Annotated in this window: 13 protein-coding genes and 2 tRNA genes; 9 read left to right on the top strand and 6 right to left on the bottom strand. The window is 52.8% G+C overall.

Going from position 1 to position 16,057, the window contains the following annotated elements:
- The first annotated feature begins 4 nt into the window (after positions 1 to 4).
- Together paaJ and KIS77_16000 are read left to right on the top strand one after the other, a co-directional pair.
- On the top strand, positions 5 to 517 hold the full coding sequence (paaJ, locus tag KIS77_15995; GenBank protein MCW5923845.1) for a phenylacetate-CoA oxygenase subunit PaaJ: 513 nt from the start codon (positions 5 to 7) through the stop codon (positions 515 to 517).
- 217 nt (positions 518 to 734) lie between these two features.
- Entirely contained in the window at positions 735 to 1,691 is a 957-nt protein-coding gene (locus KIS77_16000; GenBank protein ID MCW5923846.1) for a T9SS type A sorting domain-containing protein, read from the top strand.
- 222 nt (positions 1,692 to 1,913) lie between these two features.
- Here the strand turns inward: KIS77_16000 and KIS77_16005 are convergent, their stop codons facing one another.
- The 3 genes from KIS77_16005 to KIS77_16015 form a co-directional block, all read right to left on the bottom strand.
- Complete coding sequence (locus KIS77_16005) at positions 1,914 to 2,747, bottom strand: endonuclease/exonuclease/phosphatase family protein (GenBank protein ID MCW5923847.1); 834 nt, start codon at positions 2,745 to 2,747, stop codon at positions 1,914 to 1,916.
- A 21-nt stretch (positions 2,748 to 2,768) separates the two neighbouring features.
- Entirely contained in the window at positions 2,769 to 3,902 is a 1,134-nt protein-coding gene (locus KIS77_16010; protein MCW5923848.1) for an exonuclease SbcCD subunit D, read from the bottom strand.
- Between the two features lie 65 nt (positions 3,903 to 3,967).
- Positions 3,968 to 4,477 carry a DinB family protein gene (locus KIS77_16015; protein MCW5923849.1) on the bottom strand — a complete coding sequence of 170 codons (510 nt, stop codon included), beginning with the start codon at positions 4,475 to 4,477 and terminating at the stop codon, positions 3,968 to 3,970.
- Between the two features lie 240 nt (positions 4,478 to 4,717).
- Between KIS77_16015 and KIS77_16020 the strand changes: the two genes are divergently transcribed.
- Together KIS77_16020 and KIS77_16025 are read left to right on the top strand one after the other, a co-directional pair.
- On the top strand, positions 4,718 to 5,026 hold the full coding sequence (locus tag KIS77_16020) for a T9SS type A sorting domain-containing protein (protein ID MCW5923850.1): 309 nt from the start codon (positions 4,718 to 4,720) through the stop codon (positions 5,024 to 5,026).
- Between the two features lie 329 nt (positions 5,027 to 5,355).
- A complete protein-coding gene (locus KIS77_16025) occupies positions 5,356 to 5,940 on the top strand; it encodes a DUF1573 domain-containing protein (protein ID MCW5923851.1) in 585 nt (194 codons plus the stop codon).
- A gap of 177 nt (positions 5,941 to 6,117) precedes the next feature.
- On the opposite strand, the gene KIS77_16030 is transcribed toward KIS77_16025, so the two are convergent.
- Entirely contained in the window at positions 6,118 to 7,779 is a 1,662-nt protein-coding gene (locus KIS77_16030) for a sodium/solute symporter (GenBank protein MCW5923852.1), read from the bottom strand.
- Positions 7,780 to 7,996: 217 nt separating this feature from the next.
- On the opposite strand from KIS77_16030, the gene KIS77_16035 reads away from it, so the two are divergent.
- Positions 7,997 to 8,067 (top strand) — tRNA-Cys (locus KIS77_16035).
- A gap of 734 nt (positions 8,068 to 8,801) precedes the next feature.
- On the top strand, positions 8,802 to 9,938 hold the full coding sequence (locus KIS77_16040; protein MCW5923853.1) for a glycosyltransferase: 1,137 nt from the start codon (positions 8,802 to 8,804) through the stop codon (positions 9,936 to 9,938).
- A 46-nt stretch (positions 9,939 to 9,984) separates the two neighbouring features.
- Here KIS77_16040 and KIS77_16045 read toward each other — a convergent pair.
- Positions 9,985 to 10,057, bottom strand: a tRNA-Arg gene (locus KIS77_16045).
- Positions 10,058 to 10,163: 106 nt separating this feature from the next.
- Here KIS77_16045 and KIS77_16050 point away from each other — a divergent pair.
- The 3 genes from KIS77_16050 to KIS77_16060 all read left to right on the top strand — a co-directional run bounded on the left by KIS77_16050 (position 10,164) and on the right by KIS77_16060 (position 14,596).
- Positions 10,164 to 11,693, top strand: coding sequence for a PAS domain S-box protein (locus tag KIS77_16050; GenBank protein ID MCW5923854.1), 1,530 nt, complete (start codon positions 10,164 to 10,166; stop codon positions 11,691 to 11,693).
- A 6-nt stretch (positions 11,694 to 11,699) separates the two neighbouring features.
- Positions 11,700 to 13,568: a stage II sporulation protein M gene (locus KIS77_16055; protein ID MCW5923855.1), complete on the top strand. Its 1,869-nt coding sequence runs from the start codon at positions 11,700 to 11,702 to the stop codon at positions 13,566 to 13,568.
- Positions 13,569 to 13,834: 266 nt separating this feature from the next.
- A complete protein-coding gene (locus KIS77_16060; protein ID MCW5923856.1) occupies positions 13,835 to 14,596 on the top strand; it encodes a DUF4129 domain-containing protein in 762 nt (253 codons plus the stop codon).
- 159 nt (positions 14,597 to 14,755) lie between these two features.
- Here KIS77_16060 and KIS77_16065 read toward each other — a convergent pair whose 3' ends face one another.
- Positions 14,756 to 15,607 carry a transketolase gene (locus KIS77_16065; protein MCW5923857.1) on the bottom strand — a complete coding sequence of 284 codons (852 nt, stop codon included), beginning with the start codon at positions 15,605 to 15,607 and terminating at the stop codon, positions 14,756 to 14,758.
- Positions 15,608 to 16,057 lie beyond the last annotated feature (450 nt).

Below are 16,057 nucleotides of genomic sequence, written 5' to 3' on the forward strand. Positions count from 1 at the left end.
AGACATGACTTCGACAGCAAATAACCATAACGAAAAAATAAGCGCTGCCCGTCGCTTGCTCGACGCAGTGTGCGACCCTGAAATTCCCGTGCTGACGGTATCCGACCTCGGCATCGTGCGCGACGTTCGGCTCCTCGACGACGACACGGTGGAAGTGGTCATCACCCCCACTTATAGCGGCTGCCCGGCTATGGGTGTCATTGAGGTCAACATCAAGGCTGCTTTGCAGGAAGGCGGCTTTGAGCGCGTACGCGTCACCACAGTGCTCAGCCCGGCATGGACCACTGACTGGCTCAGCGACGAAGGCCGCCGCAAACTGCGAGCATTCGGCATAGCCCCGCCCGCCGAGGCTACTGCCGACAAAAAAGCACTGTTGGGAGAGCGGCGTGCGTTGCAATGTCCCCATTGCGGCAGCAACAACACCGAGATGCTCGCACAGTTTGGCTCCACTGCCTGCAAGGCCCTATTCCGATGCCTCGACTGCCTCGAGCCTTTCGACTATTTCAAATGCCACTAATCGGGTAAAGGCGGCCTTAGGTTAAATCCTTCATATTTTTCAAGGCAAGTTTTGCCATGTCAACATTCGTCGTCTTCCCGACGAATCGCCCAAAAACCTTACCTGCCTCACGGTAAAATCCGCGCAGAGCAGCCAGTAGTCCCAAATCTGGCATTTTATTTCGGATAGCGGTTTGTGTCCCCCTTAATCAACGTCCATAACCTAAATGCCGCCAGATATGCGCTATTTAATATCTCTTCTTCTCCTGATTACGCTCGCAGCCTCCAGCACCGCTCAAGGTCGCCGCATCTATGTGGATGCGTATGCCTCTGGCAACGGCAATGGCACCTCTTGGCATAATGCCTTCACCGATTTGCAAGCCGCACTTTTCGCCGCCCAACCCGGCGACCATGTGTGGGTGGCAATTGGCATCTACAAGCCAACGAAAGGCTACAACCGCGAGATTTCCTTCAAACTGAAAGGTGGCGTGCAACTTTACGGGGGCTTTTCTGGCGTAGAGACGGAGCTCGAGCAGCGCAACTGGGAGCGTTTCAAAACCATCCTGAGCGGCAACATCGGCCTGCCCAACGACGACACCGACAACTCATACACCATACTCTTCGTCGAAAAATCGGATAAAGTCAGCGTCGTGGACGGCTTCACCTTCGTGGGTGGCCGCGCCGACGAAAGCGACCCCTACGTCTCTGCCTATTCCAGCAGCAAAAGTGGTGGCGCCATTTACGTCATGGCCGAAGGCAATGCGGCACACCCCGTCGTCCGCAACTGCAACTTCGAAAACAACTACGCCCGCGACTTCGGCGGCGCTGTCTATCTCTTCACCGGAGAGGGCAAAGACGAAATGTTGCCTTTTGAAAATTGCTGGTTCGTCAACAATCGGGCGGACGGGCTTCAAAAAAAAAGTGAAGCCGCAAGCGGAGCCAACTTTCGAGTCTATCCCAACCCCACCACCAGCAGCGTCACCGTGGAAGGAGAAGTGAAAAACGTCAGTTTCCCGCTTCATTGGTCGCTTTTCGATGCCGCAGGCCGACAAGTGCAAACACTCGAAATCCAAGAGACCACCGAACACGTCAGCACCCAAATCAGCTTGCACGAACTCTCAGCCGGATGGTACAACTATCGCATCGCCGATGCCGCCACTGTGGTGCTACACACTGGGAAACTCTGGAAGCAATAGTGAAATCTGTTTTGGAAAATTTTGAGGTGAATAAAGCAAGCCGTCGCGGGATGTTTCCCCGACGGCTTCGTTTTTAGACCTTGGTTCGCCGGGATTTGTCAGATGGCCATGATTGATTTCCTTGACTGCGCATTTGACCACGCTCAAAATTTAGCAGCGCGAGGCACATTTCCTTGATTTTGAAAATCATGTTCAAAACTTGGCGGCGCGAGACATGTAAGCTCATTCTTGCCCCCACATCAGCCGCGCCAACACAGGCAGATGGTCGGAGGGATAATGACAATTGCGCGAATCGCTCAACACCGCATACTGCCGCACCGCCCAGTGTTCGCTCACAAAAACATAGTCAATGCGCCGCCTCACCGGGTCGTGAAAATTGAAGGCATTGAACGTGCCGTCTGGACCAAAAGGCGGTTCCTGCGTGGCAGCCCGCGCATCGCGGAATTTTTGGAGCAATACAGCCACCGGTGCCTCATGAGGTTCCACATTGAAGTCGCCCATGAGCACCACAGGCTCCCCCAGTATGTTCTTTTTTGCGATTTCAGATAAAATGAGCTCGGCGGAGCGGCGGCGTGCCTCTTGCCCGATGTGGTCGAAATGCGTGTTGAACACCCACAGATTTTTTCCAGAAAGACTATCGTGCAATCGGGCAAACGTGCAGATGCGCGGCAACGCGGCATCCCACCCTTTCGAGACACTGTCGGGCGTTTCGGAAAGCCAAAAAGTGCCGGAATCCAGCAAGCCAAAACGCCGCGTCAAAAAGTAGAGTGCCGAGTATTCGCCTCCTTCCCGACCGTCGTCGCGCCCCACGCCCACACGCGAGTAAGCGGGCAATTGCCCGCTCAGATACTCGAGTTGTCGGTGCAAACCTTCTTGGATTCCGAAAATATCAGGGGCATGGAAACGCAACTGGCCCGCTAGAAAATCGCGCCGAAGGGGCCAAGCATCCGCGCCGTCTTGGGGATTGTCGAAGCGGATATTGTAGGTGAGCACCGCGAGTTCGCGCTGCGCCGAGGCAGACACGGCCACCAACATCAAAAGAAGAATGCGTATCATCGTTCGTGTTTAGTCCAAACGTCAGTCAATGTGTTGCCGAAAATAATGCGCCGCCCGCTCTTCCAACTTTTTTGCCGTAACATCGTCGTCAGGGTATTTGCTGCGCAAATAATCGGCAAAAATTTTGTCCAAACGGTCGAATTGGCTAGCCTCGATACCCCTTACAAAAGAGGTGTCGCTGTGTGTTTTGCGTCTTGGTATCAGCTGAAAGGCATCGGGGAAAATCTGTCGGAGGCGCAAGTTGCCCAGTTCGAGCGTTTGCTCGGGACGGATGTCGTTGAAAAGCAGCGTGACGATGGCGTTGCGAGTGTCGTGTTCCGAAATAAACTTTTCCAGACTTGCCTCTATCTCGGCGACGGAACACGCATGGCATTCGTTCATCTCCCACCGCAGCCACGAGCGAGTTGGGATAGCTTCAAAAACAGCCTTGGACGCACTGCCGTCCGGTTCAATGTCCAACACGATAAAGCCTTTTTCCGTGCCCACCTCCGTATCGCTCAGCCGCTCTGTGCTGCCCGAATACCAAGCATTCGAGTGCAAGCCTATTTTCTGGAAATTGTGCCAATGACCGAGCGCGACATATTGGAACCCGTCCAGTTTGGCTTCAAATTCATCGGGAAATACCTGCTCGCCGTATTCTTCCATCAAAAACCGTTTGCCCAGCGAGGTGTGCAGCATCAAGATATTGAACTTGCCTTCCACAGGCCGCATCCTACCCAGCTGTTCATACAGTATCCGGCTGTCGTTGATGTGTGGCACACCATGCACCACCACGCCATCGAATTCAAAGTATTCCCACTTTTCGCCAAAAATGGGATAGATACAGTCGAGACTGCGCAATGCCCGCAGGATAGGACTGTTGTAAATCGTTTTGGGTGTCTCGTGATTGCCCGCTATGATGACCACGGGAATGGCCGCGTCGCAGATGCGGCGAAGTTGCTCCAAGCCAAAAGTGAGTGCCCGGTTGGAAGGACTGGGGCGATGAAAAAAATCGCCGCTATGGATGACCACGTCTGGCTTCAAGGCCAAGAGCCTTTCCACCACGCGCTCAAATGCGTCGTAAACGTCCTGTTCGCGAGCGTTGATGCCCTCAGCGCTGACGCGGTCGAAAGCCTGATAGCCAAGATGAGTGTCGGAAAAATGAAGAACTTTCATGGGTTTGATAAGTTGAAGGGGGTTTAAAAGGGGGGGGAAGGGCTTGGCCGGGCAAGCCCTTCAACTCATTCAACCTTATGGTGCAAGCGGACATACCTGATATAATCCGTCTGAGGCGGGTCGGTCAGCCCCAAATTGCGAGCGATGGTGACAATCTGGCCTCGATGGTAGGTGCTGTGATTGAGGCAATGGTGTATCATTTGATGGCGTGGCCGATGGTCTTCGGAGCCGTTCAGGAGGCGGAAATGACAAATTTCGTGAAACGACACGTCTGGAAGTGAGTGGACATACCCCTCGAACTGTTCTGAGGCCCGCAACAAGCCGTCGAAAACATCATCCGTCGAGCCATTGAAATTTTGGGCCAAAAATGGTTCAGGTGACACTTGTTGCAAGCGTTCGAGCCACACTTTTTCCGCACTCCAGATGTGCAGCAACGTGCCGTGCAAGTGCGGAAAACTGGAAGGCACCTCACGGGTCATCAGTTCGGAGGGCTTTTCGCGGAGCCACTCCACCACAAGGCGGTTGGCCCAGCGGTTGTAGGTTACATAATCTTTGAGCAGCGTCTCAAGCGTCATGGTAGTCGTGTAGCAATTTTGAAAGACAGAAAAGGACTGCCAAATGTAAATGTGTTTAATGAGCGCCACAAAAATTAAAATTTTCCGGCAGCACGTGTGCAGGAAGCAAATGGCACATCTTTTGGAGCAATCAAATTGTCTCCCGTACACATTATCTCATCATCCTGTATCACTCTCAAAGGTCTCCCGGACTGGCTCATACTTTGAGAAAACCAGCCAGCGGAAGCCAATTTAATCACCATGATTGCTTCACAGTTTAGCGTTCAAGCAGGCCACACGAAGGCCGAAGGGGGAGTAGAATTGTTTCAAAATTCGCCTAATCCGTTCATCGAAATGACGTTGCTCTGGTTCCGCTTGCCCGCCGTGGCAAGCATCGTGCTGCGAATTTTTGATGCCAAGGGAAAAGAAGTAAGCGCCAAGCAAGGCACTTACGAAGCAGGCGAAAATCATGTGGTCTTGCACCGCGCCGATTTGCAGGAACCGGGGCTTTATACTTGTCGCCTCGAAACACCGTTTGGTGCCGCCAGCCGCAAATTGATGATGTACTGACCTTTTCTAATCCTATCCCATGAGTGAGCCGCCCCCGCCAGTTTTGGCGGGGGCGGTTTTTCGTTTCGGAAGAAGGGCTTTTCAAATTGTCGCTTATGTACGCCGAAACGCTGTTCCGGCATGTATCGGAACAGCGTTCCGATTTGCTTGCTACAATTTGAAATCCACCTTTTAAAAAGAGATTGAACCTACTGAAAATCAGGCCATTCAGACAAGCGGTGTTAAACTTTTGCAAACCAAAATAGCCGCGTCTCGAAAGCCGTAATTTTGCCCCATCGAAAATTCCGACGCATCATTTCAATCTTTCACCATCTCATATTTTTGAAAAAATGGAAAGAAACAAGCAAATTCAAATAGGCCTATTGGCCTTGCTGGCGCTCCTGCTCATCGCCAACCTTTTCGGCGGCGGCTTCAAAAACTGGTTCAAATCGGAAAACGACAAAATCCGTGAATCAGCCATCGCATCCACCTCGCTTAACAGCAACAACCTCTCGGCAGCCGAGCCTACCGCGATGGAAGGCAACATCCCCGGCACGAACCTGAACGCTACCGTGTCGAACCTGCCCACCACCACCATCCAATACGAAAATGAAAAGTACAATTTCGGCGTGATTGACGAAGGCGAAATTGTGAAATACACCTACAAATTCAAGAACACCGGCAGCGAGCCGCTCATCATCAGCAACGCCAAAGGCTCCTGCGGTTGTACCGTGCCGACTTGGCCGAAAGAACCCGTCCCACCGGGCGGCAGCGGAGAACTCAAAGTCGAGTTCAACTCAAAAGGCAAACCCGGCCCACAAAGCAAGCGCGTGACCGTGACGGCTAATACCACTCCTACCGAAACATATCTCGAAATCGCTGGCGAAGTGCGGGTCAAAGAACAACCTGCTGCCAAAGGCGCTAGCGCCAACTAACACCATAATGAAAATGATTTGTGTGATTTCCCAGATTCGATTTGTCTGATTTAGAAGGGTTTGAGATTTCACCTACACAACAAAATCATTTCATTTCAAGACAATTCAGAAAAAACAAAAATCCCTGACAGAGCAATTCTGCCAGGGATTTTTGTTTGGGCGAAGCAAAGCACCCTATCACCAGAAAACAATGTACAGCGCCGCCAATGCACCCACTATCAACAAGGCACCGATGGCGAACGAAGTCGTGGTACGAAACTCGGACGGGTCCACTTCGATGGTGCGCACCCGCTGTTGGCCGCGCTTGTCAATCAGGCTAACGACTACCATCAGGCTGACCAATATCAAAAAGACCCAGCCCATGCGGTGCAGGAATGGCATCCCGACAAACATTTTTTCGAGCCACAACCCAGTAGGGATGGTTGCTAACGCACCCGCCAAAGCCGCGGAGGCCGTCGCACGTCTCCAAAACATGCCAAGCACAAAAATGGCTACCACGCCCGGCGAAATCAACCCGGTAAAGTCTTGGATAAACTGGAACGCCTGACCAAAATTGGACAGGGCAGGTGCCACCACCGCGCCAATAGCAATGGCAATGACAATGGCGATGCGGCCCGTGCGGACCAACTTGGCCTCATCGGCCTCACGGTTGAAATACTTTTTGTACAGATCCAGCGTGAAAATGGTGCCGATACTGTTGGCCTTGCCCGCCAATGAAGCCACGATAGCCGCTGTGAGCGCCGCGAAAGAAAGCCCTTTCAAGCCAGTCGGAAGCAATTCGAGCAACACCGGATAGGCTCGGTCGGGCTTGAGTGCCGTTTCTGCCGAGCCGGGTGTCACCACATCGAGCATTTCTTTTTGAAAATAACCATTCTGATGCAGCAGATACGCCGCAATGCCGGGCAACACCACGATGACCGGCATGAGCAACTTTAAGAATGCGGCAAAAAGCAGCCCCGCGCGAGCCGTCGGCAAGTCAGCGCCCAAAGCCCGTTGCGTGATATACTGGTTGAAGCCCCAATAGTTGAGGTTGGCAATCCACATCGCGCCGATAAGTACCGCGATGCCGGGTAGTTTTTCGTAGGCATCCTCTAAGCCTCCCTTGCCATCGGGCATGAGCATCTGGCCTTTGTTCAGAATCATGTGGAAATGCGAGTCGGCTTTTTCGCGCATCAGCGCCAAACCCGACCAAGCGCCTTGCTGGCCGAAATGCTCCGCCACGAGATTGAGCGCCAGATAGGTGGTGGCCAAGCCCCCCAGAATCAGCACCAGCACCTGTATCACATCGGTGTAGCCAATGACCTTCATCCCGCCGAGCGTGATGAAAATTGCAAACAAAGACAACCCAAAGATGCAGACGCTGAAGCTGATGCCAGAAATGGTGCTGACAGCCAACGCGCCCAGATAAAGAATGGATGTCAGGTTGACGAATACATAGACCAACAGCCAAAACACCGCCATGATGGTGGCGACCAATGGACTGAACCGCTGCGCGAGAAACTGCGGCATGGTGTAGATTTTGTTGCGCAAGTAGATTGGCAGCAAGAATACCGCCACCACCAGCAGCGTGGCTGCCGCCATCCATTCATAAGAGGCGATGGCCAAGCCCATCGCGAAGCCCGAACCAGACATCCCGATAAACTGCTCCGCGCTGATGTTCGAGGCGATGAGCGAAGCGCCGATTGCCCACCATGTGAGTGCCCCTTCGGCAAGAAAAAAGTCCTTGGAGCTGGCTTCGGCGGCTTTTTTGCGGTGATATATCCAGTAGCCGTAACCTGCCACGACGACAAAATAGATGAGGAAAATGACGTAGTCGTAAGGGTGAAGTCGCTGACCCATGTTGATTTTTACAATTTTTGCAGTGAAGAGAAACGGTTGGCGAAATAAAAAAATGGCGTTGGTTAAGGCGCCCAAATGTATGCAAAGCCGCACAGTTGCGCCGTTCGCTCCAAATAAAATTCATGTTTGGAGAAATTTGTGCGGTTTGAGAAAAAAGTATTTTCTTTGTGCCCGCTTTAAGCCTCGCCCCCCCCCATCGGAGAGAGATGAGCGTTAAGGTATCGTGGCCGAGTGGTTAGGCACAGGTCTGCAAAACCTGCTACAGCGGTTCGAATCCGCTCGATACCTCAAAAAAGAAACCGCCGCAACCCACTCTCATGCGTTGCGGCGGTTTTGTTTTACATGAAAAAACTTCTTCTTTTTCTTATTGCCGATTGACGACCTTAAAGCCTTTGGCCTCATTGCCGCGTTCTTATAGTCAATGCAAATCAACCCTCTGAGCGCAGGGTCCGATAAGGTGGTTTTGAACGAACAACGCTCGCAATCCTTCAAAAATCGAAAAAACTTAGGCAGAGGGTAGATGGCCAGGCAAACGCATCAAAATACAACGACCTCGGAGAGGTCAAATGTTGGTAGAAATGGTGTGTTTTTGTGATAATTACCATGACCTCGGAGAGGTCAAATGTCTATCGCAGCCAACAGGTCACCGACATTCGCCCCCGCTGGGGTCGTAAACACCGCGAAAACGGGGCGTTTCTACCAACATTTTACCTCTACGAGGTTTGTGCCATTTTGATGCGTTTGCCCTGAGGGCAGAGGGCAGAGAGATATGCTTCAGGGTTGCACACTGTTTCAATGGAGATGAAATCAGCCTTCTAACTTCTATCCTCAATCTTCTACCCAAGTTTTTACGATTTTTCCTCAAAAGTATACCTTGATTCGCTAGGATTTGTCAGATGGCCGTGATTGATGCCCCTGATTTTGAGCAGATTGCGATTGTGACCATGCTCAAAACCTAGCGGCGCGAGGTATAAACCTACTACTGTGAGTGTGTTCATGTTAGAGTGAACTATTTTTCGCCCATGTCCACAAAAAAAATTGTCCTTGTTTCCCCTGCTCATCCGTTGCGTGGTGGCATCGCGGCCTCGTCCGAACGCCTTGCGCAGGCACTACAAGAAGCTGGGAAGGAGGTGGTGGTTTACTCTTTTTCGCTGCAATACCCCGCTTTTTTGTTTCCGGGAAAAACACAGTACACCGACGATGCGCCACCCGCAAACCTGAACATCAAAACCCGGCTCAACTCCGTCAATCCTTTCAATTGGCTCGCGGTCGGGTACCAAATCACGCGGGAAAATCCCGACCAAATCATCGTGCGTTTTTGGCTGCCGTTCATGGGGCCATGCTTAGGCACAGTGCTGCGCGTGGCTCGTTTTTTTTCAAAAAAGAAAATCCGCATCACGGCGTTGGTGGACAACATCATTCCACATGAAAAACGAATGGGCGACAGAGGGTTTGCCCGTTATTTCGTGCGCAGCTGCGACGATTATGTGGTGATGTCACATTCGGTGGGCAAACAAATCGAGCAGTTTTTGAAAGCGCCCGCATCAGGCAAGCGCCCGCCAATCCGCTATGCCCCGCACCCTATCTACGATGTCTATGGCACGCCGTTGGGAAAAAACGCCGCTCGCGGGCTGCTCGACGTGCCGCCGGATGCGCCGGTGGTGCTTTTTTTTGGCCTCATCAGAAAATACAAAGGACTTGATTTGTTGCTCAAGGCATTGAGCCAAACGCCCGGTATCAGAGCAATCGTAGCGGGAGAATGTTACGACGATTGGGCGTTTTATCAAGACATAATCGAAGCCAACGGTCTTGCGGAAAGGGTACACTTGCACTTGGGCTTCGTCCCGACGGAGCAGGTGCGGGTGTTTTTCTCGGCGGCCGACTTGGTGGTGCAACCTTACAGAACGGCGACCCAAAGCGGCATTTCGCAAATCGCTTATCAGTTTGAAAAGCCAATGGTTGTGACCGATGTGGGCGGACTGCCGGAAATCGTGAAAAACGAGGTGTCGGGTTATGTGGTGCCACCAAAGCCAGCGGCCATTGCAGCGGCCATGCGCGACTTTTTTGAGCACGAAAGAGCCTCAGCCATGCAGCAGGGCGTGCGCGAGGAAAAGAAGCGATTCGCGTGGGAACATCTGGTGAAGCAACTGGAGGCATGAAAAAAGCCCGACTGCGCATCATGCGACAATCAGGCTTTTCTTCTTGTGATCCCGACAGGGCTCGAACCTGTAACCTACTGCTTAGAAGGCAGTTGCTCTATCCGTTGAGCTACGGGACCCAACTTTTTTAGAGGGGCAAAAGTATGAATAATTTGCCAACGCCAACTGCTTCCTCAGCGAATAAGTTCCGATATTGACTGTCTGCTAATTGCATACCTTCGCCCCATGCACACGATACGAAGCAACCCTCGTCTGGCTCAGCTGATATGGCTGTTCACGGCTGCCGTTTTTGCAGCAGACTTGTTGCTGCCTAATCATTTCGACATCGTGTTCGCCTATTTGCTGGCGCATTTTCTGGCCATCTATTTTCGAGAAAAAAGCGACGTGATACTGCTCGCGGTCATCACCACCACTTTGACGGTGGTTGCGATTGCGCTCAAGCCCCACGAGGCACCTTTTGAACAAGTGCTCATGCGTCGGCTTCCACCCATTGTCAGTTTTTGGGCAGCTGCTTTTTTTGTGGTGCGGTTCATCTCACTGCGCGAAATAGAGCGGCAACAAGAAGGCAAGTTCGAGGCACTGTTTCAATATGCCTCAAACGGCATCCTGCTGACCAACAAAGAAGGCCACATCATCATGGCCAATCCAGCTGTGGAACAGCTGTTTGGCTACGCCTCGGGCGAGATGCTGGGCGAGACCGTCGAGGTGCTCATCCCGCACCGGCTCGCCCAAAAACACGAGGCGCACCGGCAGCATTTTCACCAGCGCCCCCAACCGCGCTCCATGGGCATCGGGTTGGATTTGTTTGGTTTGAAAAAAGATGGCACCGAGTTTCCGATTGAGGTCAGCCTTAGCCCTTTTTCCACCGCAGAAGGCGAGTTGGTGGTGGCGTTCGTGGTGGACAACACGTTTCGGAAAAATTATGAGCAATCTATTTTGCAGAAAAAGCAGGAACTCGCCGATATGACTGCCGCCCTTCGAGAACTGAATGAAAATCTTGAAAGCAAAGTAGCCGAACGAACCGAAGAGTTGGAGCAAGCGAAAAACGAGTTGTCCGCTGCGCTCGAAAAAGAACGTGAATTGGGCGAGTTGAAAAGTCGCTTTGTCAGCATGGCCTCACACGAATTTCGCACCCCGCTCACGGCTGTCCTTTCTTCGGCGGGGCTTATCATGCAATATGCCGACAAAGACGACTGCGCCAACGTGAAAAAACACGCCGAACGCATCAAAAACGCCGTGAATAGCCTGAACACCATCCTTACTGAGTTTCTCTCGCTGGGTCGTTTGGAAGAAGGACACATCAAACCCCAATCGGCACCGCTCGACCTTCCTGCCTGTGTCGAGAATGTGCATCAGGAACTGAAAAACCTGTTCAAAAACGGGCAAACGCTTCAGTATTCGCATACTGGTTCAACATCTGTCCGTTTGGATGGTGGATTGCTGAAAAACATCCTCATCAATTTGATTTCCAACGCCATCAAATACTCGCCCGAAAACACCGCCATCATCGTGCAGAGCACCGCCAATGAATCGGAGGCTCGCATCAGTGTGCGCGACAAAGGTATCGGCATACCCAAATCAGAACAGAAACACCTCTTCGACCGTTTCTTCCGCGCCACCAACGCCACTAATTACCAAGGCACAGGGCTGGGGCTTTACATCGTGCAGCGTTACGCAGAAATGATGAACGGCAAGGTCGGGTTTGAAAGCGACGTGGACGAAGGCAGCACGTTTTGGGTAGCGTTCAAGTTTTGACACAGCATGAAAGAGACCAAATTCATCGAGCAAAACAAGGAAAAATGGGCTGACTTCGAGGAGTCGCTCCGCGAGCGCCAGCACGACCCCGCTCGGCTGAACGAACTTTTCGTGCAAATCACCGACGACCTGTCATACGCCCGCACTTTCTACCCGAACCGCTCGGTACGAATGTATCTCAACACGCTGGCGCAGCGCATTTTCCACAACATCTACCAAGGCAAACGCCTCCCGGTGGAACGACTGCGGCGCTTCTGGACGGACGAGTTGCCACAACTTTTCTGGCTGGAGCGACGGGCGTTTTTTCTGTCTTTTTGCGTGTTCGCCCTAGCCTTTTCGATTGGGGTGGTGTCGAGCGTCATCAACCCCGATTTTGCCCGCATCATACTCGGCGACGAGTATGTGGAAATGACCGTGCGCAACATCGAGGGAGGCGACCCCATGGCCGTATATAAGCGCGAGGCGCCGGGGGGCATGACGGTCAGCATCGCCGCTCGCAATCTTTTCGTTGCTTTTCAAACGGCCATTTTGGGTGTGTTGGCCTCCATCGGCACCGTGTTCATCTTGCTCATCAATGGCATCATGGTAGGTGCTTTTCAATATTTTTTTGTCGAAAAGGGCGTGTTTTGGGATTCCTTTCTCACCATCTGGATTCACGGCACTTTAGAGATTAGCGCCATCATCATCGCTGGTGCCTCCGGGCTGGTGGCTGGGTCGGGGTTGTTGTTTCCGGGCACCTACACGCGCGGGCAAGCCTTTCAAATCAGCATACGGCGCGGGCTAAAAATGTTTTTTGGCATCGTGCCCATCATCTTGCTGGCAGCTTTTTTTGAGGGCTTTTTCACGCGCTACACCCAAACGCCCGATGCGCTGCGGGCGGCGTTCATCCTCACCTCGCTGGCTTTTGTACTTTGGTACTTTGTGTGGCTCCCCCGCCACAAGGCAACAACTGGCGGTTTCCATGAGCCGCCACACGACAAAGAGATTCCGCCCGACCGCGCACATGCCATTGACTTCAATGCCATCAAAAGCGCCGGGGAGATTTTTTCCGATACTTTCACCTTGCTGCGTCGCCACCCTAAAACCACTTTGTGGGGGCTTTTTGGCACGGCGGCTCTTTTTGTGGCTTTTGCGTTCGGCCTTTCGCACCAAGACCCGGCCAGCACTTTTTACCTCGACAATCAGGCCCGATGGCCTTTCAACACCTTAGTCGGCACCGCGCAGTTTTTTCAAAATGACCCGGTCCCGTTTTTATTCTATTTCCAAATCATGCTCCTCGCCATGCTGACAATAGCGGCGTTTCGCGCATTGGAACAAGAAATGGCGGCAGAAATGCGAGTGCCTTTTTCCCGAAAAAGGATGTTGCTCGCGGTCTTGCCGATATTGCTGCCAATGTTGGGCTTTGTCTTCGTATTCCAGCTTTGGGAGGAAGGCGCCGCGTTTTTGTGGGGCATGGCAGCCTATCCTTTTTTGGCGCTTTGGAGTGCCGCTATCTATTTTGAGACACTCAACCCTTTGGCGGCATTGCTTCGGGCTTTTCGGCTGATGCGCTGGGGGCAGGGGCTGACGCTAGGCTTTCTCGTGGTGATGTTGCAAGTGCTGCTTTTCATGTTTATTGACACCCCTGTTTGGAGCCTCGCCCTGCAACTATTTAGCTGGCTGGTGCCGCAGCAGGCTGGCGCGATGGCTGCCTACACGACCATCGCCACTTGCGGCGCCGCGAGCGTGTTGCTCTATTTTGCTTTCTTGATGATTGCGCTCTGCGGTGGCCTACAGTATTTCTCGAGCCGCGAAATCACCGATGCCACCAGCCTTTTTGAGGGCATCGAGCAAGTGGGTAGCGGACGACAGATTAGGGGGTTGGCACGCGAATGACGCTAGGCGGGTACAAGGGGTACAAGGGTTATACCCAGATTAAAAGAGTTGTTGCGGAGGAGGGCTTTCCTTCGCCAAGGGCCTCCACCGCAACAACTCTAACGAGGATTTCAGGATTCACTCGATTGATTTGCTTGATTTTTCAAAGGATTGCAAGTGTCGTTCGTTCAAAATCACCTTGCGTTGACTAAATTCGTTTAAAAAAACAGCCTCGTCTGACCTTGTGCTTAGGGGTTGATTTGTGTTGACAACAAAACTTTGATTTAGTGAAAATTAAAAACATCCTGCTCTTCATGTCGCTCCCGCTTGCCGCAGCCGCGCAAGAGGTGGACACGCTCTGGAACGACGGGCAAGAATACCCCTACTATTACGAGGAACCCAAGGAGGACTACATCGTCAACAATCCCCCACCCTATCAGCCTGCGCCGTTGGCACCGATGGCCGTGCGCAGCATCAAGGGCGAACGATGGGACGAAGCCACACAAGGGTTGGACTACAGTAAAGACCGCCCCAAGCCACCCCGCGAGAAAAAACAACGCGACCCGAACGTAGGCAACAGCAATATAGATTGGACTTCGGCAACGCAGTGGCTGGGCAATTTGCTCCAGACAATAGCCATTCTGGCTGCGGCGGTAGCCATCGCGTTCGGTATTTGGCGAATGTTGCGTGCACCTCGCAACCGGCAGATTGCACGCGATGGCGTGGAAATCACGCTCGACAATCTTGACACCTACCTCCACGAGAGCGACCTCGACCGTTTTTTGCGCGAAGCGCTGGGGCGGGGCAACTATACCCTCGCGGTGCGAATCAGTTATTTGCGCATCATCAAAAACCTGTCGGAGCAAAACGCCCTCAAGTGGTCGCCTGAAAAAACGAACCGCGACTACCTGCGAGAGATGAGAGGGCATTCGTCGGCTGAGCTTTTCCGCGAGGCCACACGCATCTATGAGCAGGTTTGGTACGGCAATCAGCCGTTGTCCGCAGCGGAATATGAACGATTGGCACCTAGGCTGGGGGTGTTTCAGTGAAACCACGCAGGAGAGACCATCATGACAGATGGTTGATGTTGTTTGTAATCAACAGCTATGCTTTTTCAAGTAGGTGATGCGCCGCATTGTTTCTTGAAGGGGCAGCGCCCCGAAATGTGTTTTGGGGCGCTGCCTCCGCCTAAGCGGTTACGACATTTTTCAAAAATCCCCCAAACTCGTCTCCGCCAGTTGTTTCATCGCACTTTCAAACTGCTCTTGGTTCGGCGCTTTGCCGTGCCATTTGTGCGTGCCTTGCATGAAATCCACGCCGTAGCCCATCTCTGTTTTCATCAGAATCACCACTGGCTTGCCCTTGCCCGTGCGACGCTTGGCGCGGCGCAGCGCGCCGACGACAGCCTCCAAGTCGTTGCCGTTCTCCAACACCAACACATCCCACCCAAACGCCTTCCATTTGGCCGGCAAGTTGCCCAACCCGATTACCGCGTCGTTCGGGCCATCAATCTGCTGGCCGTTCCAGTCCACCGTCACGATGAGATTGTCCACTTTATGATGCGCGGCAAAAAGAAGTGCCTCCCAACATTGCCCCTCCTGCAATTCGCCGTCGCCAGTCAGGCAAAACACCCAACGCGGGTCGCCGTCGAGCCGTTTGGCGAGCGCCGCACCGATGGCGACCGACAGCCCCTGCCCCAACGAGCCGGAGGCCACGCGCACGCCCGGCAGCCCTTCGTGGGTGGCGGGGTGGCCTTGCAGTCGGGAATTTATTTTTCGGAAAGTATTGAGTTCCTTCACGTCGAAATAGCCTGTGCGCGCCAGCACAGAGTACCAAACAGGCGAAATGTGCCCGTTTGACAAAAAAAACAAATCTTGCCCCTTGCCCTCCATCTTGAAGGGTTTGGGCTTGTGTTTGAGCACGCTGCCGTAAAGTGCCACAAAAAACTCTGTGCACCCGAGCGACCCGCCGGGATGCCCGCTTTGACAATTGAACACCATGCGCACGATGTCGCGGCGTACTTGCGCGGCGAGTTCTTTCAACTGGGTTATGTCTGCCATGTAGTGAGGGTTAAGAGGTTGAGAGGGGTTGAGCGGTTGGGTTATGTGAAGGAAACGCGGCAAAGGTAGAGATTTCGGCAAAATCACTTTCTGCGTAGCCTGCGAATGTGGGTTTTTCGGACATTGCCGAGACAAACGCCAAATGGGATGCGCCATAAAGCATGAAGGCGACACCCTTTCATTCGGCATGGCTGCGGGGCATCGCTGGCTTTCCTCGAACATTTGTGGCAGCCATTTTTGACCTTTGTTCGCCTTTTATGCCTTGAACAAAATTTGCGCGACGGCTCATAATACGTTGAAAAACAACCTACTGCCACAAAGTGCTGCAACCTCAACAGGACGGCGCTTGTCAAAATCAGGTTAACATTCCAAACCCGGCATATCCGCAATTAACTTCCTTTTTACTTTTGCCACCCGAACAAAGACCCGGCATCACCACTATCGGCACAT

It is taken from the genome of Saprospiraceae bacterium (assembly GCA_026129545.1).
Taxonomy (GTDB): domain Bacteria; phylum Bacteroidota; class Bacteroidia; order Chitinophagales; family Saprospiraceae; genus M3007.